Below are 21,143 nucleotides of genomic sequence, written 5' to 3'. Positions count from 1 at the left end.
AACCACCTGCCGGCACCGGATGGGTACGTCCGGGTGGCCCGCGGGCCGGCGCTGGGGAGCGGCCGGTGTGCCGCGCCGGAGCCCGGACCCGCCGTGCGGGGCCGACCGGCGCTGGGGAGCAGCCGGCCGGCCCGCACGGCGACGCCCGTCCGCGGAACCCGGCGCTCGACGTTCGAACTTGTGTTCGAGTACGCTGCACGGGTGGGCTGGCAGAACCCGGACGTCCCCTGGGCGGAGCTGGAGAGTGCGCTGTCGGGTCGTTCCGTGCGCGACGGCGCGAGCCTGCGCGGCGGCCCGGAGGCCGACGGCGGTGACGCACCGGCCTGGTCCGTCCACCGCGGCCCCTACGAGCCGCCCGAGGACCTGCACCCGGCGGGGCCGGGCGTCGTGCCGTACGCGGAGCTGCACTGCCACTCGCACTTCAGCTTCCTCGACGGCGCGAGCGCCCCGGAGGAGCTGGTCGAGCGTGCTGCCGAGCTGGGGCTGGAGGCGGTCGCGCTCACCGACCACGACGGCATGTACGGGGTCGTTCGGTTCGCCGAGGCGGCCCGCGCGCTCGGGGTGCGCACGGTGTTCGGCGCCGAGCTGAGCACCGGGCTGACCGCCCCGCAGAACGGCGTCGCCGACCCCGAGGGCGAGCACCTGCTGCTGCTGGCCCGCGGCCCCGACGGGTACCGCGCGCTGTGCCGCACCATCTCCACCGCGCAGATGCGGGGCGGGGAGAAGGGGCGGCCGGTCTACGACCCGGACGAGGTCGTCGCCGACACCGCGGGGAAGGTCGTCGTGCTCACCGGCTGCCGCAAGGGCGCGGTGCGCCGCGCCCTGGACCGCTCGGGCCCGGTGGCCGCCGCGGCGGAGCTGGACCGGCTGGTCGCGCGCTTCGGCGCGGAGAACGTGCGGGTCGAGCTGACCGTGTACGGCGAGCCCGGCGACACCGAGCGCAACGACGCACTGGCCGCGCTGGCCGAGCGGGCCGGCGTCGCGACGGTGGCGACGACCGGCGCGCACTACGCCACCCCCGACCGGGCCCCGCTGGCCGCGACCGTCGCCGCGGTCCGGGCCCGCCGCAGCCTCGACGAGATCGACCCCTGGCTGCCCGCGGCGGGCACCGCGCACCTGCGGTCCGGGCGGGAGATGGCCCTGCGGTTCGACGAGCGCCACCCCGGCGCGGTGGAGCGCGCGGCGGAGCTGGGCCGGGAGCTGGCGTTCGAGCTGCACCTGGTGGCGCCGGACCTGCCGCCGTTCGACGTCCCGCCCGGGCACACCGAGACGACCTGGCTGCGGGTGCTGACCGAACGCGGCCGGATGGAGCGTTATGGCAGCTGTGACGAGAACCCGTTCGCGGCGCACACCGTGCAGCGCGAGCTGGAGATCATCGAGGCGAAGAACTTCCCCGGCTACTTCCTGATCGTCCACGACATCGTCGACTTCTGCCGCCGGTCGAACATCTTCTGCCAGGGCCGGGGATCGGCCGCGAACTCGGCGGTCTGCTACGCGCTGGGCATCACCAACGTCGACGCCGTCCGGCACGGGCTGCTGTTCGAACGGTTCCTGTCCCCGGACCGCGACGGCTACCCCGACATCGACCTCGACATCGAGTCCGGCCGCCGCGAGGAGGCGATCCAGTACGTCTACCGCCGCTACGGCAGGCTGTTCGCCGCGCAGGTCGCGAACGTCATCACCTACCGGCCGCGGTCGGCGATCCGCGACACCGCCCGCGCGCTCGGGTTCTCACCCGGCCAGCAGGACGCCTGGAGCAGGCGCGTCGAACGCTGGCACGCCCTGGAGGCGAGCGAGCTCCCGCAGGAGATGCCGCCGCTGCTGCTGGACCTCGCGGGGCAGCTGATGGGTGCGCCCCGGCACCTGGGCATCCACTCCGGCGGCATGGTCATCTGCGACCGGCCGGTGTCCGAGGTCGTGCCGGTGGAGTGGGCGCGGATGGCCGACCGGACCGTCGTGCAGTGGGACAAGGAGGACTGCGCCGCGGCCGGGCTGGTGAAGTTCGACCTGCTCGGGCTGGGCATGCTCACCGCGCTGCACCTGATGGTGGACCTGGTCACGACCGTCACCGGTGAGCGGATCGAGCTGCACGCGATCGGCGAGTCCGACCCGGAGGTCTACGCGATGCTGTCGCGCGCGGACTCGGTCGGGGTGTTCCAGGTGGAGTCCCGCGCCCAGATGGCCACCCTGCCGCGGCTGCGCCCGCGCGAGTTCTACGACCTCGTCGTCGAGGTCGCGCTGATCCGGCCCGGCCCGATCCAGGGCGGCTCGGTGCACCCCTACATCCGGCGGCGCAACGAGCTCGAGACCTGGGACCACGACCATCCGCTGCTCAAGCCCGCGTTGCACAAGACGCTGGGCATCCCGCTGTTCCAGGAACAGATGATGCAGATCGCCGTCGACGTCGCGGGGTTCACCGCGGCCGAGGCCGACGAGCTGCGCCGGGCGATGGGCTCCAAGCGGTCCACCGAGCGGATGGAACGGCTGCGCGGGCGCTTCTACGACGGGATGGCCGCGAACGGGATCACCGGCGAGCTCGCCGAACGGATCTTCGCCAAGATGCTGGCCTTCGCGAACTTCGGGTTCCCGGAGAGCCACTCGATCAGCTTCGCCGCGCTCGTCTACTACTCGGCGTGGTTCAAGCTCTACCACCCGGCGGCGTTCTGCGCGGGCCTGCTCAACGCCCAGCCGATGGGCTTCTACTCGCCGCAGTCGCTGGTGGCCGACGCCCGCAGGCACGGCGTGCGGGTGCACCGGCCGGACGTCAACGCCGGGCGGGCCGACGCCGTCCTCGAACCCGACGACGACAGCACCGGCGGCCGGGCGGTCCGGCTCGGCCTGGCGGGTGTCCGCACCGTCGGCGCGGACCTCGCCGGGGTCATCGACGCCGAGCGCGACGCGGGCGGGCCGTTCGCGGACCTGCCCGACCTGGCGCGCCGGGTCCGGCTGACCGGCCCGCAGGCCGAGGCGCTGGCGACGGCCGGGGCGTTCGGCTGCTTCGGGGTGGAGCGGCGGGAGGCGCTGTGGGCGGCGGGCGTCGTCGCGGGGGTGCGCCCCGAGCACCTGCCGGGCACCGCCGTCGGGTTCGACGCGCCGGCCCTGCCGGGGATGACCGAGGCGGAGCTGACCGTCTCCGACGTCTGGGCCACCGGCGTCTCCCCGGACAGCCACCCGGTGCAGCACCTGCGCGCGGACCTCGACGCGCTCGGTGCGGTCCGGATCGACCGGCTCGACGAGGTGGGCCGCCACGCCGGCCCGGACACCCCGGCCCGGGTGCTGGTCGGGGGACTGGTCACCCACCGCCAGCGCCCGGCGACCGCGCGCGGGGTGACGTTCGTGAACCTCGAGGACGAGTCCGGGATGCTGAACGTGACCTGCTCGGAGGGCCTGTGGGCGCGCTACCGGTCGGTGGCGCTGGGGAGCGCCGGGCTGCTGGTCCGGGGCCGGCTCGAACGCAGCCCGGAGGGCGTGCTGAACCTGCTGGCCGACCGGCTGCAGCGGATGCCGCTGGCGGTGAAGGTGGTGTCCCGGGACTTCCGCTGACCGTCCCGCCCGCGCCCGGCGCCGGGCCCCCGCGACCGCCGGGCCCCGCGGTCCCCGACCACCGGGACCACCGGGACACGCGGACCACCGGAACCGGGCACGCCGCGGGCCCCGCCGGAGGAACCGGCGGGGCCCGCGGGCGGTCGCGACGGGGTCAGGACTTGACGAGCGGCCCGCCCATCGACATCGCGCGTCCGCCCAGGGTCTGGCCGAACGCGTCGAACAGGATGTAGGCGAAAACGATGCAGAACGCGAACGTCGTGATCCCGGCGATCGGGAACAGGCCCGCGTTGCCCGCGGTCACACCGATGTAGGCCAGCACGAAGGTGATGTCGACGAGCACGAAGCCGATCGTGAACATCAGCGGCAGCCGCAGCGTCGCCAGCGTCAGCAGGACGAACACCAGGGTGAAGGAGAGCAGGTAGGTCGACTGGATCGACCCGACCTGCTCGGTGGACAGGGCCTGTCCGGTGCCGGCGTCGATGATCCAGCCGTTGTTCAGCGCCATGAGCAGCACGCCGAAGCTGGTCCAGAACGCGGAGAAGACACCGAAGATCGCGGCGGTGACGCTGTCCCCGACGCGCAGCGCGACCATGGCCGACAGCAGCAGGAACAGGCCCGCCGAGAAGGTCACGATCGGGATCATGCCGCCGGGCAGTGCGGTGGTGTCCAGGTAGCCCACGAACCACAGGCCCAGCGTGATGCCGGACGGCAGGAAGCAGATGAGGCCCATCAGGGCCGGGTTGGCAGCCGGGGCGGCTGCTGCCGGGGCGGGCGGGGCAGCAGCGGCCTGCGCCCCCGCGGTGTCGCTCTCCACGCTCATGGAAAACTCCTCGTCGAGTTCGTGACCGGTCGTGCACCGGCGGTGTGATTCTGCTCTCGTGGAGATCGTTTTTCGCCCCTCCGTACGACCAGACCCCGACCTGTACCCCGGTCGCACGCAACCGGACCGTCGTCGCAGGTCGCGGGGGCGGCGTCCCCTACTTGCGCGGCACGTACGCGTCCTTCGGTCAGGTTCGACCGGCCCGGGCGTCACCTGAGAGGATGCCCGGGTGACCGCACGCGTGATGGACGGCAAGGCGACGTTGGCGGAGCTGCTCGAGGACCTGCGGGGCCGAGTCGAGAAGCTGACCGCCGCCGGGGTGACCCCCGGGCTGGGCACGGTGCTGGTCGGTGACGACCCCGGATCGCACGCCTACGTGCGCGGCAAGCACCGCGACTGCGCCAAGGTCGGCATGACCTCGCTGCAGCGCGAGCTCCCCGCCGACGCGAGCCAGGCCCAGGTCGAGGACACGATCGACGAGCTGAACGCCGACCCGACCTGCACGGGCTTCATCGTGCAGCTCCCGCTGCCGGACGGCCTCGACGCCGGCGCCGCGCTGGAGCGGGTCGACCCGGGCAAGGACGCCGACGGCCTGCACCCGACCAACCTGGGCCGCCTGGTCCTCGGCGAGCCGGGACCGCTGCCGTGCACCCCGCGCGGCATCGTCGAGCTGTGCCGCCGGTTCGGTGTCGAGCTGAACGGAGCGCGGGTCGTCGTCGTGGGTCGTGGCGTGACCGTCGGCCGCCCGCTGGGGCTGCTGCTGACCCGCCGCTCGGAGAACGCGACCGTCACCCTGTGCCACACCGGCACCCGGGACCTGACGGCGCACCTGCGGGAGGCCGACGTCGTCGTCGCGGCGGCGGGGCGGGCCGGGCTCATCACGGCCGACCAGATCAGGCCGGGCGCCGCGGTGCTGGACGTCGGCGTCACCCGTACCGACCTGGGCCTGGTCGGCGACGTGGCGCCCGAGGTCGCCGAGGTCGCCGGGCTGCTGGCGCCGATGCCGGGTGGCGTGGGACCGATGACCCGCGGGATGCTGCTGACGAACGTCGTCGAGGCAGCCGAGCGCAGCCTGTCGGCGTGACGGGCGGCGGCAGGGGGCGGTGATGGTGACGACCCGCTCCGGGCACGGCCTGCGGGCCCGGCTGCGGGCGCACTGGCCGCTGCTCGTCGTCCTCGGTGTGTCGCTGGTCGGGCTGCAGCGGGTGGTCACCGAGCACTGGCGCGAGGGGTCCGCGGCGCTGGCGGTGGCGATGCTGGTCGCCGCGGGCCTGCGGGTGGCGCTGCCGCCGGACCGGGTCGGGCTGCTCGCGATCCGCGGCCGCTACGCCGACGCGCTGGTGTACGGCGGGTTCGGCGTCGTCGTCCTGCTGCTGGCGCTGACGATCACCCAGGGCTCGCTGACCATCAGCTGAGTGGTCAGCTGCGGGAGCCGCCGGTCGTCTCCGGGCCCGCCGGGCGCCGGGTCGGGGGCCTGCGCGGGCCGGCGGGACGCTTGCTCCCCGGACGCCCGGGGCCGGTGCTGGTCGCGCGCACGACCCGGCCCGGCCGGGCGGGGAGATCCCCGGTCGGTGCGCTGCAGGACGGCCTGATAATGATCATCGCTAACGAGATTCTACCGGTGGGTACACCCGCTCCGGGACGGGGGTTGCTCCGGACGAGTTGCGTGATGTCGCCCACGGTGGCCCCGCTGATCACCCGTTGATCGCAACGAAGATCGATCCGCCACCCGGTCGGCGGCGCCCGGTCCGGCGGCACCCCACGGACGGAGGTGGTCCCCGCCACCGTCCGCGAGCATGATCGCCGCCATGACCGACCGCAGCGGCCACATCGTCGACACCCTCGTGACCGCCTTCGACGACCTGATGGCGGCCGACCCGTCGGCGTTCCGGACCAAGTTCCGGAAGATGGCCGCCGACCCGTTCGCGTTCTACCGGGGCAGCGCCTGCCTGTTCTACGACGACGTCGCCCGCCGCGAGGACCCCTGGGTCGACGACCGCACCGGCCGGGTCTGGATCCAGGGCGACCTGCACGCCGAGAACTTCGGCACCTACATGGACGGCGACGGCGTGCTCGTCTTCGACGTCAACGACTTCGACGAGGCCTACCTCGGCCACTGGACCTGGGACGTCACCCGGTTCGCGGCCAGCCTGTGCCTGCTCGGCTGGCGCAAGGCGCTGTCGGACCGGTCGCTGTCCGAGCTCGTCGAGCGCTACTGCCGCAGCTACCTGGCCCAGGTGCGGCACTTCGCCGACCGCGACGACGACGCGTTCTCCCTGCGCCTGGACACCACCGACGGCCCGGTGCACCAGGTCCTGCAGACCGCGCGCACCCGGACCCGGGTCGGGCTGCTCGACGCGATCACCGAGACCGAGGGCTTCGACCGGATCCTGCGTGCCGGCCCCGGTGTCCGCACCCTCGACGACGACGAGAAGGCCGCGGTCACCGCCGCGTTCGAGGCCTACGTGGCCACGATCCCGGAGTCCCGGCGTCACCGCGGCGTCGCCTACACCGTCAAGGACGTCGCCGGGCGTTCCGGTGTGGGCATCGGCAGCGCCGGGCTGCCGACGTACACGGTGCTGGTCGAGGGGCTGAACCAGGCGCTGGACAACGACATCGTCGTGTCGATGAAGCAGGGCAACGTGGCCGCGCCGTCGCGGGTGGTCACCGACGAGCGGGTGGCCGCGGCGTTCCGCCACCACGGGCACCGGACGGCGGTGTCGCAGCGCGCGCTGCAGGCGCACGCCGACCCGATGCTGGGCTGGACCGAGCTCGGTGGCGTCGGGTTCGTCGTCGCCGAGGTCTCGCCCTACGAGGCGGACCTGGACTGGTCGGAGCTGACCGAGCCCGACGAGATCGCGCCGGTCGTCGCGGACCTGGGCCGGGCCACGGCGAAGATCCACTGCGTGGCCGACGCCGACGCCGACCACGCACTCGTCGACTTCCGGGTCGAGGAGGCGGTCGCGGCGCGCACCGCGGGCGCGGAGGACGCGTTCGTCGAGTGGGTCGTGGAGTTCGCCCACGACTACGCCCGGACCGTGCGCGCGGACCACGCACTGTTCGTGGAGGCGTTCCGCTCCGGGCGCATCCCCGGCGTCAGCTCGGCCTGACACGACGACGGCCCGCCCTCCCGGCAGCGGGAGGACGGGCCGTCGGCGGTGGGGCTACTTGCCGGCGAAGGCGTCGATCGCCGCGTTGAACGTGGCGCTCGGCCGCATGACCGCGTCGGTCTTCGCGCGGTCGACGTAGTAGTAGCCGCCCAGGTCGACCGGGTCGCCCTGGACCGCGTTCAGCTCACCGACGACCGTGTCCTCGGCGGCGGCGAGCTTCTCGGCGAGCGGGGCGAAGATCGCGGCCAGCTCGGTGTCCTCGGTCTGCGCGGCGAGGGCCTGCGCCCAGTACAGCGCGATGTAGAAGTGGCTGCCGCGGTTGTCGAGCTCCCCGACCTTGCGCGACGGCGACTTCCCGTTCTCCAGCAGCTTGCCGGTGGCCTCGTCGAGGGTCTGGCCGAGCAGCTTGGCCCGCAGCGGCTCCTCGGTCTTCGACGCCAGCATCTCCAGCGAGACGGCCAGCGCGAGGAACTCGCCGAGGGAGTCCCACCGCAGGTGGTTCTCCTTCTGCAGCTGCTGCACGTGCTTCGGCGCGGACCCGCCGGCGCCGGTCTCGAACAGGCCGCCGCCGTTCATCAGCGGGACGATCGACAGCATCTTCGCCGACGTGCCCAGCTCCATGATCGGGAACAGGTCGGTGAGGTAGTCGCGCAGCACGTTGCCGGTGACCGAGATGGTGTCCTCGCCCTTGCGGGCCCGCTCCAGGGTGTAGCGGGTGGCCTCGGCGACCGCGAGGATCTCGATGGTCAGGCCGTCGGTGTCGTGCTCGCCCAGGTACTTCTCGACCTTCGCGATCAGCTGCGCGTCGTGGGCGCGCGCCGAGTCCAGCCAGAAGACGGCGGGGGAGCCGGTGGCCCGGGCCCGCTCGACGGCCAGTCCGACCCAGTTGCGGATCGGGGCGTCCTTGGTCTGGCAGCCGCGCCAGATGTCGCCCTCGCCGACCTCGTGCGAGAGCTTCTCCTCGCCCGACGCCGCGTCGACGACGCGCACGGTGCCCGCGGAGGCGATCTCGAAGGTCTTGTCGTGGCTGCCGTACTCCTCGGCCTTCTGCGCCATCAGGCCGACGTTCGGGACGGTGCCCATCGTCGTCGGGTCGAAGGCGCCGTTGGCCTGGCAGTGCTTGACGGTCTCGTCGTAGAGCGGGGCGTAGGACGAGTCCGGGATGACGAACTTGGTGTCCTGCAGCGCGTCGTCGGCGTTCCACATCTGGCCGGAGGTGCGGATCGCGGCCGGCATCGAGGCGTCGATGATGACGTCGCTCGGGACGTGCAGGTTGGTGATCCCGCGCGCGGAGTCGACCTGGGCCAGCGCCGGGCCGGTCTCGTAGGCGGCGGTGATGGCCTTCTCGACGGCGTCGCGCTTGTCGGCGGGCAGCTTCTCCAGCGCGGTCAGGATCGAGGCGAGACCGTCGTCGGGGTCGGCGCCCACGGAGGCGAGGTCGTCGGCGAAGGAGGCGAACACGTCGGCGAAGTAGGCGCGGACGGCGTGGCCGAAGATGATCGGGTCGGAGACCTTCATCATCGTGGCCTTGAGGTGCACCGAGAACAGGACGCCCTTGGCCTTGGCGTCGGCGACCTGCTCGGCGAGGAAGGCCTGCAGCGGCTCGCGACGCATGACGGCGCCGTCGAACACCTCGCCGTCCAGCAGCGCGACCTTCTCCTTCAGCACCGTGACGGTGCCGTCGGCGGCGACGTGCTCGATGCGGACCGCGCCGTCACCGGCGGCGGTGAACGAGGTCTCGGAGTGGCGGAAGTCGCCGTCGTCCATGGTGGCGACGTGGCTGGTGGAGTCGGAGCTCCACGCGCCCATCGAGTGCGGGTGCTTGCGGGCGAAGTTCTTCACCGACAGCGGGGCGCGGCGGTCGGAGTTGCCCTCGCGCAGCACCGGGTTGACCGCGGAGCCCTTGACCGAGTCGTAGGCGGCGCGGGCGGCCTTCTCCTCGTCGCTCTGCGGGTTCTCCGGGTAGTCCGGTACGTCGTAGCCGGCGCCCTGGAGCTCGGTGATCGCCGCCTTGAGCTGCGGGATCGACGCCGAGATGTTCGGCAGCTTGATGATGTTGGCGTCCGGGGTCTTCGCCAGCTCGCCCAGCTCGGACAGCGAGTCCGGGACGCGCTGGGCGTCGGTCAGCCGGTCCGGGAACTTCGCCAGGATGCGGGCGGCCAGGGAGATGTCGCGGGTCTCCACGTCGACCCCGGCCTGGCCGGCGAAGGCCTCGATGACCGGCAGGAAGGAGTGGGTCGCCAGTGCCGGCGCCTCGTCGGTGTACGTGTAGATGAGCTTCATCGCGTCCTCAGGCCTGCCTCGGCTCGTCGTGTGTGCTGCCGTGTCCAGCGAGCGGGCCGCGACGGCGCCGGCGGACGGGCCCGGGACGACCGGGCGGGTCCCCGGCGCGGCGACCCGCTGACTGGGCCACACGCTATCTGTTCACCGCCCCCGCACGCCCGCAGGAGTAACCGGCCCGACACCCCCGTGATGGTCGAGCCCACGGCCGCGGACCGGCTACCGTGGTCGCGGCAGCGCTCGGCGGGAGGGGAACGACGGTGGCGAAGGTCTTCGGGCTCACCCGGAAGTCGCTCCTGAGGGGCTGGCCGCTGGTCGGGCTCATCGGTGTCGGCCTGACGGTCGTCGCACTCGCCTACGGCGGTGTCACCGGGAACCTGGAGACCACCGGGTGCCGTGTCGTCGTGCAGGGCGAGCAGGTGACGGTGCGCTCGGCGCCCGGCAACTCGGCGGCGCCGGTCCGCACGCTCCCGGTCGGGACCGAGGTCGCGGCCGAGACGATCGTCGACGGCGGCTTCCGCAAGCTCACCGAGCAGAACCAGTGGGTGCCGGTGGACTCGGTCGCCGCGACCTCGGGCAGCCGGTGCTGAACCCGTCGCGCAGCGTGATCAGGGGTGCGGCACAGTAGGCGGTGTGAACGCGCTCGCCACGGTCAACGTCAACGGGGTCCGTGCCGCCGCCACCAAGGGGCTGCTGGAGTGGCTGGCCGCGACCGACGCGCGGGCGGTCTGCCTGCAGGAGGTCCGGGCCCGGCCCGACGAGCTGCCGGCCGCCTTCCTGGCCGCGCTCGACGAGGGCGGCTGGCACCTGCGCCTGGCCCCGTCGCTGACGGCGAAGGGCCGCAACGGCGTCGCCGTGCTGAGCCGCGACGAGCCCGAGGCGGTCCGGATCGGCTTCGGCGACCCCACCACCGACCTCGACGGCCGCTACCTCGAGGTGGACCTGCCCGGCGGGCTCACCGTCGCCTCGCTGTACCTGCCCAAGGGCATGGCGGGCACCGAGAAGCAGGACCACAAGGACGCGTTCTGCGCAGCCTTCGGTGACCACCTGCGCACCGCGTTCGACCGGTGCGCCGCGACCGGGCGGCAGATGGTCGTCGGCGGGGACTGGAACATCGCCCCCACCGAGCTGGACCTGCGCAACTGGCGCGGGAACCGGCGCAACTCCGGGTTCCTGCCGCACGAGCGGGAGTGGTTCGCGAAGCTGCTCGAGCACGGCTGGCGCGACGTGGTGCGCGAGCGGCACCCGGGCGTCGACGGGCCGTACTCGTGGTGGAGCTACCGCGGGCGGGCCTTCGACAACGACACCGGGTGGCGGATCGACCACCTGCTCACCACGCCCGGGCTCGCCGACGCCGCGCACGAGGCCGTGGTGGACCGGGCGCCCGCGCACGACCGGCGCTTCTCCGACCACGCCCCCGTCGTCGTCCGGCTGGGGGCCGTGTGATCGCCGGCCGGATGGTCGGCGGCCGCTACCTGCTGCTCGACGAGCTGGGCCGGCGCGGTTTCGGGCCCACCCACCGTGCCGAGGACCGCATCACCGGCCGCACGGTCGCCGTCACCGAGATCGCGCTGCCCGCGGTCGCGGGGGTCCGGGAGCGGCTGCTCACCGAGGTCCGGGCGGCCGGACGGCTGCGTCACCCGTCGGTCGTCGGGGTGCTGGACCTGGTCACCGACCGCTCCTCGGCCGGGGACATGCGCGAGTACCTGGTCACCGAGCACCCGGAGGCGCGACCGCTGGGTGCGGTCGTCGAGACGGCGCCGCCCTCTCCCCGGCAGGTCGCGCTCGTCGGCCGGGACGTGCTGGCCGCACTGCGCGCGGTGCACGCCGACGGCGGCACCCACGGCGGCCTCGACGCCGACGCGGTGCTGGTCACCGCCGACGGCCGCGCCCTGCTCACCGACGTCGGCCTCGCCCGCGCGGTCGGTCCGCGCCCCGGCGGGAACGGTGCGCCCGCCGCCCCCGAGGGCGCCGACACCCCGGCCGCGGACCTGTGGTGCCTGGGTGCCGTCCTGCGCGAGGCGGCGGACCCGCGCCTGTCGGCGGGCAGCGCGCTCGCGACGGTCCTGGACGGCCTCACCGCCGACGACCCGGCCGAGCGCCCGACCCACGACCGGGCCGCCGAGCTGTTCGAACGCGGCGCCCGGCCCCGGTCCCCGGGCGGGGACCTCGGCCGCAACCGCTGGATCCTGCTGGGCGTGGCCGGGGTGCTGGCCGTGGTCGTCGTCGTGCTGCTGGTCCTCGCCGTCCTCTGAGCACTCCCGGCGGCGGAAACCCGGCGGCGCCCGCGACGCGGCGGGGGCAGGATGGGCCGGGTGAGCCGGAGCGTCGAACACCCCGCCGACCACCCCCGCGTCGCCGCCGTGAAGGAGGCGCTGCGCCGGGCCGGTGCCGATCCCGCGTCGATCGCGGGCCTGGTGCTGCTGCCCGACGCGGTGACCACCGCGGCCGCGGCGGCCGCCGCACTGGAGGTGGAGGTCGGCCAGATCGCGAACTCGCTGGTCTTCGACGCCGACGGCGCCCCGCTGCTCGTGCTCACCTCCGGCGCGCACCGGGTCGACACCGACAGGGTCGCCGCCCTGGTCGGCGCGCAGCGGGTCGGGCGGGCGTCCAAGGAGCTCGTGCTGGAGGCGACCGGGCAGGTCATCGGCGGGGTCGCCCCGGTCGGGCATCCGGCGCCGGTGCGCACCCTGGTCGACGTCGCCCTGGGGGAGTTCGACCGGGTCTGGGCGGCCGGCGGGGTGGCCCGCTCGGTGTTCCCGACGACCTTCGACGAGCTCGTCGCCGTCACCGGCGGGACGCCCGCCGAGGTCGCCTGAGCCGTATTCCCGCACCGGCCGTGATCCATCGCCGGGAAACGGACGGTCGCTGCGATGATCCGCGAAACCTAGTGTGGGTGGCATGGCCGATACTCCTGCCGCACCCGTCCCGGCCGAGGCCGTACCGCCGGTCCCTCTCCCGACCCCCGCACCCGCCGAACCGGTGCCCTCGGACTCGGCGTTCCGCCGGGCCCTGCGCCGGGTCCGGGACGGGTCCACCCTCGACGTGACCGAGGCCGCCGTCCTGCTCGCCGCCCGCGGTGAGCACCTCGACGAGCTGCTCGGCCACGCCGGCCGGGTCCGCGACGCCGGACTCGTCGAGGAGGGCCGCCCGGGCGTCGTCACCTACTCCCGCAACGTCTTCATCCCGCTGACCCGGCTCTGCCGCGACCGCTGCCACTACTGCACGTTCGCGACCGTCCCGCACAAGCTCGACGACATGTTCCTGGAGCGCGACGAGGTCGTCGAGATCGCCCGCCAGGGCGCCGCGCAGGGCTGCAAGGAGGCCCTGTTCACCCTCGGCGACCGCCCCGAGGACCGCTGGCCGCAGGCCCGCGAGTGGCTCGAGGCGCGCGGCTACGACTCCACCCTCGACTACGTCCGGGCCTGCGCGATCGCCGTCCTGGAGGAGACCGGGCTGCTGCCGCACCTCAACCCGGGCGTCATGAGCTGGGAGGAGCTGACCCGGCTCAAGCCGGTCGCGGCCAGCATGGGGATGATGCTGGAGACGACGTCGCAGCGGCTGTTCGAGAAGGGCGGCCCGCACTTCGGCAGCCCCGACAAGGAGCCCGCGGTCCGGCTGCGCGCCCTCACCGACGCCGGCCGCGTCGGCGTCCCGTTCACCACCGGCATCCTGATCGGCATCGGCGAGAACCGCACCGAGCGGGCCGAGTCGCTGTTCGCGATCCGCTCCGCCGCCCGCGCGCACGGGCACGTGCAGGAGGTGATCGTCCAGAACTTCCGGGCGAAGCCGGACACCGCGATGGCAGGCGACCCCGACGCCGACCTGCACGACCTGGCCGCGGCGATCGCCGTCGCCCGGCTGGTGCTGGGCCCGAAGGTGCGGCTGCAGGCGCCGCCGAACCTCGTCGGCGACGAGCAGGCGCTGATGCTGCGCGCCGGGATCGACGACTGGGGCGGTGTCTCCCCGGTGACGGTGGACCACGTGTCCCCGGAGATGCCGTGGCCCGCCGTCGACGAGCTGGCCGCGATCACCGAGGCCGAGGGCTTCACGTTGCAGGAGCGCCTCACCGCCTACCCGAAGTACGTGCGGGCCGGGTCGCCGTGGATCGACGCGCGGCTGCACGGCCACGTCGCCGCGCTGTCCGGGCCCGACGGGCTCGCCCGGCCCGACGCCGTCGTGGAGGGGCGGGCGTGGCAGGAGCCCGACGGCGGGTTCGCCTCGACCGGGCGCACCGACCTGAACTCCACGATCGACACGACCGGGCGCACCGAGGACCGGCGCAGCGACTTCGGCGACGTCTACGGCGACTGGGACGAGGTGGCCGCCGAGCTGGAGCACCAGCGCGCCGGGCACGGGGCGGCCCCCGAGCGGCTCGACTCCGACGTCCGGGCCGGGCTGGACCTGGCCGCGTCCGACCCGGCGGCGCTGCTCGACCCGGCGCACGCCGACGCCGCGATGGCCGTGCTGACCGCCGACGGGCCCGCGCTGCGCACCCTGCTCGACCTCGCCGACGACGTGCGCAGGCAGGTCAACGGGGACGACGTCACCTACGTGGTCAACCGGAACATCAACTTCTCGAACGTCTGCTACGTCGGCTGCCGGTTCTGCGCCTTCGCCCAGCGCGAGCGCGACGCCGACGCCTTCCGGCTCTCGCTCGACGAGGTCGCCCAGCGCGCCGCGGAGGCCGCCCGCGACGGCGCCACCGAGGTCTGCGTGCAGGGCGGCATCGACCCGCAGCTGCCGGTGTCGTTCTACGCCGACCTGGTCCGCGCGGTCACCGCCGCCGTGCCGGGGATGCACGTGCACGCGTTCTCCCCGATGGAGATCGTCTCCGCGGCGGCCAAGGCCGGGGTGTCGATCCGGGAGTGGCTGACCGAGCTGAAGGCTGCCGGGCTCGGCTCGATCCCGGGCACCGCCGCCGAGATCCTCGACGACGAGGTCCGCTGGGTGCTGACCAAGGGCAAGCTGCCGGCGTCGCAGTGGATCGAGGTCGTCTCGACCGCGCACGAGTTGGGGATCCCCAGCAGCTCGACGATGATGTACGGCCACGTCGACGAGCCCCGGCACTGGCTCGGCCACCTGCGCACGCTGGCGTCGATCCAGGACCGCACCGGTGGGTTCACGGAGTTCGTGCCGCTGCCGTTCGTGCACCACAACGCCCCGATCTACCTGGCCGGGATCGCCCGGCCGGGGCCGACCGAGCGCGACAACCGGGCGGTGCACGCGTTCGCCCGGCTCGCGCTGCACGGGCGGATCGACCACGTCCAGTGCTCCTGGGTGAAGCTCGGCGACGACCTCGCCGCGGACATCCTGGCCGGGGGCGCCGACGACATGGGCGGCACGCTGATGGAGGAGACGATCTCCCGGATGGCCGGCTCGGAGAACGGCTCCGAGCGCTCGGTCGCCGAGCTCACCGCGATCGCCGCGGCCGCCGGTCGCCCGGTCCGGCAGCGGACGACGACCTACCGCGGCGAGCCCCGCGTGCTCACCCCGGCATCGGGCACCGGGCCGCGGATGCTGCCGCTGACCCCGGCCTGATCCCGGCCGGTCCCGCGCCGCCCCCGGGCCGCGCGGGACCGGCCCGGCCGCCGATCGTCGTACGGTGGCGGTATGGGTGTGCTCGGAGAGATGTTCCCGCGGAAGCGGATGCACGAGGACTCGGACGCCGCGCAGGGCGGGCAGCAGTGGCGGCTGGGCCCGATCGACCTCGACAAGGGCGTGGTGACGGTCGAGGCCGCCCCGCAGCCCGAGGACCCGGAGCAGGAGAAGGAGAAGGACCGGGAGAACGGGTGAGGTGCTGACCGGGACGACGCCCCGCGGCTGCCGCAGCCCCCTCACCGCGCTGTCGCAGGACGTCCGCCCCGGCCGGTGGACCGACCCCCCGATCCGGCCCACCCCGCCGCCGGCCACGCGCAGGCGCGGCTTCGATCGGCAGAGTGAGGCCAACGGTACGATCTTGAGCAGTCCGGGGTCAAGGGAGGCGAGCGGGTGCGGCCGCAGGAGCTGGGCGCCGTCGGGCGCGGTCTCGGCCTGCTCGCCGACACCTGGACGCTGCTGATCCTGCAGCGCGCGTTCCTCGGCGTCAGCCGGTACGCGGGGTGGCGGGAGACCCTCAACATCTCCGACGCGACGTTGTCGGCGCGGCTGCGCGGGCTCGTCGACGCGGGTCTGCTCGAGCCCCGCAGCTACGCCGACGGTGGCCGCGAGCGCCGCGGCTACGCCCTCACCGAGCGCGGTGGCGACATCTGGAAGCTGCTGATCTGCACCTGGGACTGGGAGAAGACCTGGGTCCCGCGGGAGGTCCCGCTCCCCGAGATCGTGCACCGCGACTGCGGCCGCCCCACCCGGGTGCGGGTGTGCTGCGCGGCCTGCGGCGGCGCGGTCGGTCCGCGGGACACCGAGGTCGAGCGCGAGCCCGGGGCGCCGGGGCTGGACCTGCTGGCCCGCAGGCACCCGCGGCGTACCCGCGGCACGCTGCCCGTCGACCCGCTCTCGTTCCTGCCCGGTGCGATGGAGATCATCGGCGACCGGTGGGGTGCCACCGTCCTCGGCGCCGCGCTCGCCGGGATCCGGGCGTTCAACTGCTTCGCCCACGAGCTGGGGATCTCCCCGGAGGTGCTGTCGGACCGGCTGCGCCGCTTCGTCGCGCTCGGGGTGCTCAGCCGCAGCGGCGACGGCGAGTACCGCCTCACCGACAAGGGGCGGGCCAGCTTCCCGATCCACGCCTGCCTGGTCGAGTGGTCGCACCGCTGGTGCGGCGGGGACGGCGCCCCGATCGACCTCACGATCCGCCACCGGGCCTGCGGGCAGCCGCTCTGCGTGCGGCTGGACTGCGAGCAGTGCGGGCGGGCGTTCGCCCGGGACTCGGTGTCCCCGGTGCGCCCGAGATGACGGACGGTAGGGAACGATGGCGGGCATGAACGACGCCCACCGTCCCCGCGTGCTGTCCGGGATCCAGCCCACGGCCGACTCGTTCCACCTCGGCAACTACCTGGGTGCGCTGCGGCAGTGGGTGGCCCTGCAGGACGACCACGAGGCGTTCTACTGCGTCGTGGACCTGCACGCGATCACGGTGGAGCACGACCCGGCCGAGCTGGCCCGGCGTACCCGGGTCGCGGCCGCGCAGCTGCTCGGGCTGGGGCTCGACCCGGACCGCTGCACGCTGTTCGTGCAGTCGCACGTCCCGGAGCACGCGCGGCTGTCCTGGATCCTGGAGTGCATCACCGGCTTCGGCGAGGCCGGCCGGATGACCCAGTTCAAGGACAAGTCCGCCAAGCAGGGCACCGACCGGGCGACGGTCGGGCTGTTCACGTACCCGATCCTGCAGGCCGCGGACATCCTGCTCTACCAGGCCGACCGCGTCCCGGTCGGCGAGGACCAGCGCCAGCACCTGGAGCTGACCCGCAACCTCGCGCAGCGGTTCAACCACCGCTTCGGTGAGACGTTCCGGGTGCCCGAGCCGCACATCCCGCAGGCCACGGCGAAGATCTACGACCTGCAGGACCCGACGGCGAAGATGAGCAAGTCGGCGTCGTCGCCCAGCGGGATCGTGGAGCTCCTCGACCCGCCGCGGACCTCGGCCAAGAAGATCCGCTCCGCGGTGACCGACAACGAGCGCGAGATCCGCTTCGACCCGGAGAACAAGCCGGGCATCGCGAACCTGCTCACCATCAACGCGGCGATGACCGACCGGAAGGTCGCCGAGGTCGAGGCCGAGTACGTCGGCCGCGGCTACGGCGACCTGAAGAAGGACCTGGGCGAGATCGTCGCCGCGTTCGCGGAGCCGTTCGCGGAGAAGGTGAACGGCTACCTGGCCGATCCGGCCGAACTCGACCGGGTGCTCGGGCGCGGTGCCACCCGTGCGCGTGAGGTCTCCGGCGCGACACTGGCCGCGGTTCACGAGAGGATCGGGTTCCTCCCGCCCGCCTGAGCCGCGCGCCCGGGGCGGGGAGTACCACCGAACCGGGGGAATGATGGCCGAGAACCGCGCCGCCACGATCGCGCACCGGCTGGAGACCGACGAGGAGGAGACGGAGACCTTCCTCGACCGCCAGCGGGAGAAGCATCCGTGGCTGGACCACCTGGTCCGGGCGGGGGAGCGCTACACCGAGAACCACGGCGACCACTACGCCGCGGCGATCACCTACTTCTCCATCCTGGCGCTGGTGCCGCTGCTGATGGTCGGGTTCGCGGCGGCCGGGTTCGTGCTGCGCGGCAACCCGGAGCTTCTCGACTCCCTGCGCCAGGCGATCCAGTCGGCCGCGCCGGGCCAGATCGGCGAACTGCTCGGCGGGATCGTGCAGACCGCGATCGACCGTGCCGGGGCGATCGGTCTGATCGGTCTGGTCGGCGCGCTGTACTCGGGCATCGGCTGGATGAGCAACCTGCGCGAGGCACTGACCGAGCAGTGGGGCCAGCGGGACGAGGCCCCACCGATGATCAAGCGACTGGCGTTCGACCTGCTCGCCCTGGTCGGGCTCGGGCTGGCCCTGGTGCTGTCGTTCGCGATCTCCTCGATCGGTGGCGCGGCGGGGAGGTTCCTGCTCGACCTGGTCGGCCTCGGCGAGGCGACGTGGGCACGCGTGCTGCTGAGCATCGCCTCGTTCCTGCTCGTGCTCGCCGGCAACTGGCTGGTGTTCCTCTGGGTGATCGCCCGGCTGCCGCGCGAGCCGGTGTCCCTGCGCAGCGCGGCCAAGGCCGCGCTGATCGGCGCGATCGGGTTCGCGATCCTGCAGCGGGTGATGGTGATCTACCTCGGCTCGGTCACGAACTCCGCGGCCGGTGCGGCTTTCGGCTCGATCCTCGGTCTGCTGGTCTTCATCTTCTTCACCTCGCGGTTCCTGCTGTTCGTGACGGCCTGGGCCGCCAGCGCCGAGGAGAACGACCTGGGCTACCGCGACCTGCCCGCCCCGGCGATCATCCGTCCGCAGTACGTCGTCCGGGACGGGCCGGGCGCGCTCGCGTCGGCGGGCCTGGTCACCGCGGGTCTGATCGGCGGGGCACTCGGCCTGCGGGCCCTGGGGCGCCGGCGGCGCTGACCGTCCGGTCCCTGGCGTACGCGTTCGGACAGGTGTGCGCGCGGTCCGGGGCTGCCGCGCTGCGGCGAGGTGCCGGCGGCTCGTGGGCACCGGGGGTACCCGCGACGCCGTCCCGCCCCGATCTCGAAGGACCTGATCCCGACGAGTTCGCTTACCCGGTAAGCGGATTCGCAGGAGGGTGTGGCCCGGCCTGCGGGCGCGGGGGTGAGCCGGTGCCGTCCCGGCCGGTTCTCCGGGGAGCGGCCCCGACGAACTCGTTCGCCCGATGAACGGTCTCGCGGACCCGAGCTCCGGGGACGTGATCCCGGCGAATTCGCTTACCCGGTAAGCGGATTCGTAGAAGGGTGCACCCCGGCCCTCGGGCACCGGGGCGAGCCGGCGCCGATTCGGCCGGGTCCCGGGAGAGGTTCCCGACGACTCGTTCACCCGGTGGACGGTTCCGCGGTAGGAGAGTTCCGGGGTGCGGTGCGCCGGGACGGTCCCGGACGTCTGCCGCGGGTCAACGACGCCGGCGCAGCCGCGCGGCCACCAGGGCCCCGACGCCGGCGAGCGCGGCGACCCCGCCGACCAGCACCGCGGCGGGGACCGGCGGAGCACCCGCGGGATCCGGGGTGCCGGTCGCCGTCGCCCCGTCGGTGCTCCCCGTCGCCCCGTCCGCGTCTCCGGACGCCGCCGCGCCGCCTGCGTTGTCCGCGCCGCCTGCTCCGCCCGCGGGGGCCGCGGCGCCCGGGGGAGTGTCCGAGCCGTCGGCGGACCCGGTGGTGCCCGGCTCGACCAGCGTCCCGATCCCGGTGGCCGGGGCGCCGAAGCCCCAGTCCAGCAGGGCGCGGGCCTGGTCGACCATCAGCACCGGCCGGGGCTCGCCGCGCACGATGGCGACGACCAGCCGTCGCCCGTCGCGCTCCATCGCGCCGACGAAGGTGTGCCGGGCGGCGTCGGTGAACCCGTTCTTGCCGCCGAGGAAGCCGGGGGCGCCGAGGAGCCGGTCGTCGTTGCCGAGCAGGAAGCCGGGCTTGTCGGCGAACCCGGGGAACGGGATGCTCCGGGTGGTCAGCGCGGCCGCGATCCGCGGGCGCTCCAGTGCGGCGCGCAGCAGCAGGCCCAGGTCGTAGGCCGAGGCGGACATCCCCGGGCCGTCGAGGCCGGCGGGCGTCGCGGGGCGGGTGTCCAGGGCACCGAGGCGGCGGGCCTCGTCGCGCATGGCGGCCAGCGTCGCGGGGACCCCGCCGAGCTCGCGGGCCAGGGCGTTCGCGGCGTCGTTGCCCGAGGACAGCAGCAGCCCGTGCAGCAGCTGGTCGACCGTGTAGCGCCCACCGGGACCGATCCCGGCCCGGCTGCCGTCGACGTTCGCGTCCTCGGCGGTGCCCACGACCACCCGGTCCATCGGCAGCCGCTCGTCGACGACCAGCGCGAGCAACAGCTTGATCGTCGACGCCGGACGCTGCCGCGCGTGCGGGGCCCGGGCGGCGAGGACCGCACCCGAGTCGAGGTCGGCGACGACGTACGACGCGACCCCGACCGGCGGGGGCGGCACCGGCCCGGCGTGGGTGTCACCGCAGCCGCCGAGCCCGCCGACCGGTGGCGACGGCACCGGCAGCGGGGCGACCGGCACCGTCTCCTCCCGCGCGGGCGGGCCGGGCGGGACCTCCTGCCCCGGGCACCCCGCGGCGGCCGCGACCGGAGCGGCGGGGGCGGCCGGAGCGGCGGAGGCGACCGGTGCGGTACCCGCCGCCCCGGCCAGCGCGAGCGCCACGACGACGGGAACGAGCAGCCGGGCGGCGGGTCGGCGCGGGGAGCCCGGGCCGGCGGGGGTCGTCACCGTTGCAGCATGACCCACCGCCCGGCGGAACGGGCCGCCCGCTCCGGCCCCGGCACCACGGACCGCGGCACGGTCAGCGCTCGACGATCTCCTTGACCCGGTCCAGGCTGCGCTCCAGCCCGTCGCGCATCAGGGTCTCGCGGTCCCGGCCCAGGATCCCGCTGCGCTGCAGCAGCCGTACCGGCAGCGCCGCCTCGCCGGTCTTCTCCCGCCAGGCGACGACGGTCGTCGCCCCGTCGCCGGCCGGCTCCAGGATCCAGCCCCAGGCGGTGCGCGACTCGGTCACGACGAAGGTGAACCGGCGGGCCGGCTCGCACTCGGTGACCCGGCAGTGCGTCGACCAGCGGATCCGGCCGTGCCGGTTGCCGCCGGTGAATTTCGCGCCGACGGCGGGCCCGGTCGCGTCGCCGCGCCACCGTCCCCCGGTGGCCTCCGGGCTCCACTCACCGGCCCGGGTGATGCCCGAGACCAGCTCCCACACCCGCTCCGGTGGGGCCTGCACCGTACGTTCCGCGCGATCCATCGAT

Annotated in this window: 17 protein-coding genes; 13 read left to right on the top strand and 4 right to left on the bottom strand. The window is 74.2% G+C overall.

The window, feature by feature from the left end:
- Positions 1 to 201 precede the first annotated feature (201 nt).
- Positions 202 to 3,543 (top strand): error-prone DNA polymerase, encoded by a 3,342-nt coding sequence (locus tag KPL60_RS27010; protein WP_226367596.1) that lies wholly within the window; start codon positions 202 to 204, stop codon positions 3,541 to 3,543.
- Between the two features lie 154 nt (positions 3,544 to 3,697).
- Here the strand turns inward: KPL60_RS27010 and KPL60_RS27005 are convergent, their stop codons facing one another.
- Complete coding sequence (locus tag KPL60_RS27005; protein ID WP_226367595.1) at positions 3,698 to 4,366, bottom strand: GPR1/FUN34/YaaH family transporter; 669 nt, start codon at positions 4,364 to 4,366, stop codon at positions 3,698 to 3,700.
- 244 nt (positions 4,367 to 4,610) lie between these two features.
- On the opposite strand from KPL60_RS27005, the gene KPL60_RS27000 reads away from it, so the two are divergent.
- The 3 genes from KPL60_RS27000 (at position 4,611) to KPL60_RS26990 (ending at position 7,476) form a co-directional block, all read left to right on the top strand.
- Positions 4,611 to 5,450, top strand: coding sequence for a bifunctional methylenetetrahydrofolate dehydrogenase/methenyltetrahydrofolate cyclohydrolase (locus KPL60_RS27000; protein ID WP_255656803.1), 840 nt, complete (start codon positions 4,611 to 4,613; stop codon positions 5,448 to 5,450).
- A gap of 22 nt (positions 5,451 to 5,472) precedes the next feature.
- Complete coding sequence (locus KPL60_RS26995; RefSeq protein WP_226349891.1) at positions 5,473 to 5,781, top strand: DUF3017 domain-containing protein; 309 nt, start codon at positions 5,473 to 5,475, stop codon at positions 5,779 to 5,781.
- Between the two features lie 381 nt (positions 5,782 to 6,162).
- Positions 6,163 to 7,476: a DUF2252 domain-containing protein gene (locus KPL60_RS26990; RefSeq protein WP_226367593.1), complete on the top strand. Its 1,314-nt coding sequence runs from the start codon at positions 6,163 to 6,165 to the stop codon at positions 7,474 to 7,476.
- Between the two features lie 54 nt (positions 7,477 to 7,530).
- Here the strand turns inward: KPL60_RS26990 and KPL60_RS26985 are convergent, their stop codons facing one another.
- Positions 7,531 to 9,759 (bottom strand): NADP-dependent isocitrate dehydrogenase, encoded by a 2,229-nt coding sequence (locus KPL60_RS26985; RefSeq protein ID WP_226349893.1) that lies wholly within the window; start codon positions 9,757 to 9,759, stop codon positions 7,531 to 7,533.
- Positions 9,760 to 10,016: 257 nt separating this feature from the next.
- Between KPL60_RS26985 and KPL60_RS26980 the strand changes: the two genes are divergently transcribed.
- The 9 genes from KPL60_RS26980 to yhjD all read left to right on the top strand — a co-directional run bounded on the left by KPL60_RS26980 (position 10,017) and on the right by yhjD (position 18,797).
- A complete protein-coding gene (locus tag KPL60_RS26980) occupies positions 10,017 to 10,346 on the top strand; it encodes a hypothetical protein (RefSeq protein WP_062397696.1) in 330 nt (109 codons plus the stop codon).
- Positions 10,347 to 10,389: 43 nt separating this feature from the next.
- Positions 10,390 to 11,202: an exodeoxyribonuclease III gene (locus tag KPL60_RS26975; RefSeq protein ID WP_226349894.1), complete on the top strand. Its 813-nt coding sequence runs from the start codon at positions 10,390 to 10,392 to the stop codon at positions 11,200 to 11,202.
- Complete coding sequence (locus KPL60_RS26970; protein ID WP_226349895.1) at positions 11,199 to 12,011, top strand: protein kinase; 813 nt, start codon at positions 11,199 to 11,201, stop codon at positions 12,009 to 12,011. The genes KPL60_RS26975 and KPL60_RS26970 overlap by 4 nt, the downstream gene beginning before the upstream one ends.
- A 60-nt stretch (positions 12,012 to 12,071) precedes the next feature.
- Positions 12,072 to 12,575, top strand: a complete 504-nt coding sequence (locus KPL60_RS26965) for a YbaK/EbsC family protein (RefSeq protein WP_373324028.1) — start codon at positions 12,072 to 12,074, stop codon at positions 12,573 to 12,575.
- Positions 12,576 to 12,657: 82 nt separating this feature from the next.
- Positions 12,658 to 15,297 carry a bifunctional FO biosynthesis protein CofGH gene (locus KPL60_RS26960; protein ID WP_226367592.1) on the top strand — a complete coding sequence of 880 codons (2,640 nt, stop codon included), beginning with the start codon at positions 12,658 to 12,660 and terminating at the stop codon, positions 15,295 to 15,297.
- 72 nt (positions 15,298 to 15,369) lie between these two features.
- Positions 15,370 to 15,552 (top strand): hypothetical protein, encoded by a 183-nt coding sequence (locus tag KPL60_RS26955; RefSeq protein ID WP_226367591.1) that lies wholly within the window; start codon positions 15,370 to 15,372, stop codon positions 15,550 to 15,552.
- 195 nt (positions 15,553 to 15,747) lie between these two features.
- Complete coding sequence (locus KPL60_RS26950) at positions 15,748 to 16,650, top strand: helix-turn-helix domain-containing protein (RefSeq protein WP_226367590.1); 903 nt, start codon at positions 15,748 to 15,750, stop codon at positions 16,648 to 16,650.
- A gap of 25 nt (positions 16,651 to 16,675) precedes the next feature.
- A complete protein-coding gene (gene trpS / locus KPL60_RS26945; protein WP_226367589.1) occupies positions 16,676 to 17,689 on the top strand; it encodes a tryptophan--tRNA ligase in 1,014 nt (337 codons plus the stop codon).
- Positions 17,690 to 17,732: 43 nt separating this feature from the next.
- Positions 17,733 to 18,797: an inner membrane protein YhjD gene (gene yhjD / locus KPL60_RS26940; RefSeq protein ID WP_226367588.1), complete on the top strand. Its 1,065-nt coding sequence runs from the start codon at positions 17,733 to 17,735 to the stop codon at positions 18,795 to 18,797.
- A 499-nt stretch (positions 18,798 to 19,296) separates the two neighbouring features.
- Here the strand turns inward: yhjD and KPL60_RS26935 are convergent, their stop codons facing one another.
- Together KPL60_RS26935 and KPL60_RS26930 are read right to left on the bottom strand one after the other, a co-directional pair.
- Positions 19,297 to 20,616 (bottom strand): serine hydrolase, encoded by a 1,320-nt coding sequence (locus tag KPL60_RS26935; RefSeq protein ID WP_308016837.1) that lies wholly within the window; start codon positions 20,614 to 20,616, stop codon positions 19,297 to 19,299.
- Positions 20,617 to 20,689: 73 nt separating this feature from the next.
- On the bottom strand, positions 20,690 to 21,139 hold the full coding sequence (locus KPL60_RS26930; RefSeq protein WP_226367587.1) for an SRPBCC family protein: 450 nt from the start codon (positions 21,137 to 21,139) through the stop codon (positions 20,690 to 20,692).
- Positions 21,140 to 21,143: the final 4 nt, after the last annotated feature.

This window comes from Pseudonocardia sp. ICBG162, assembly GCF_020496225.1.
Taxonomy (GTDB): domain Bacteria; phylum Actinomycetota; class Actinomycetes; order Mycobacteriales; family Pseudonocardiaceae; genus Pseudonocardia; species Pseudonocardia alni.
This window is presented reverse-complemented; position numbering and strand designations above follow the sequence as displayed.

Bases quoted from the DNA above. Each gene is read 5' to 3' on its own strand.
- KPL60_RS26930 (WP_226367587.1), bottom strand. From the start codon at position 21,139: ATGGATCGCGCGGAACGTACGGTGCAGGCCCCACCGGAGCGGGTGTGG.
- KPL60_RS26955 (WP_226367591.1), top strand. From the start codon at position 15,370: ATGGGTGTGCTCGGAGAGATGTTCCCGCGGAAGCGGATGCACGAGGAC.
- KPL60_RS26990 (WP_226367593.1), top strand. From the start codon at position 6,163: ATGATCGCCGCCATGACCGACCGCAGCGGCCACATCGTCGACACCCTC.
- KPL60_RS26985 (WP_226349893.1), bottom strand. From the start codon at position 9,759: ATGAAGCTCATCTACACGTACACCGACGAGGCGCCGGCACTGGCGACC.
- yhjD (WP_226367588.1), top strand. From the start codon at position 17,733: ATGGCCGAGAACCGCGCCGCCACGATCGCGCACCGGCTGGAGACCGAC.
- KPL60_RS26995 (WP_226349891.1), top strand. From the start codon at position 5,473: ATGGTGACGACCCGCTCCGGGCACGGCCTGCGGGCCCGGCTGCGGGCG.
- trpS (WP_226367589.1), top strand. From the start codon at position 16,676: ATGAACGACGCCCACCGTCCCCGCGTGCTGTCCGGGATCCAGCCCACG.
- KPL60_RS27000 (WP_255656803.1), top strand. From the start codon at position 4,611: ATGGACGGCAAGGCGACGTTGGCGGAGCTGCTCGAGGACCTGCGGGGC.
- KPL60_RS26960 (WP_226367592.1), top strand. From the start codon at position 12,658: ATGGCCGATACTCCTGCCGCACCCGTCCCGGCCGAGGCCGTACCGCCG.
- KPL60_RS27005 (WP_226367595.1), bottom strand. From the start codon at position 4,366: ATGAGCGTGGAGAGCGACACCGCGGGGGCGCAGGCCGCTGCTGCCCCG.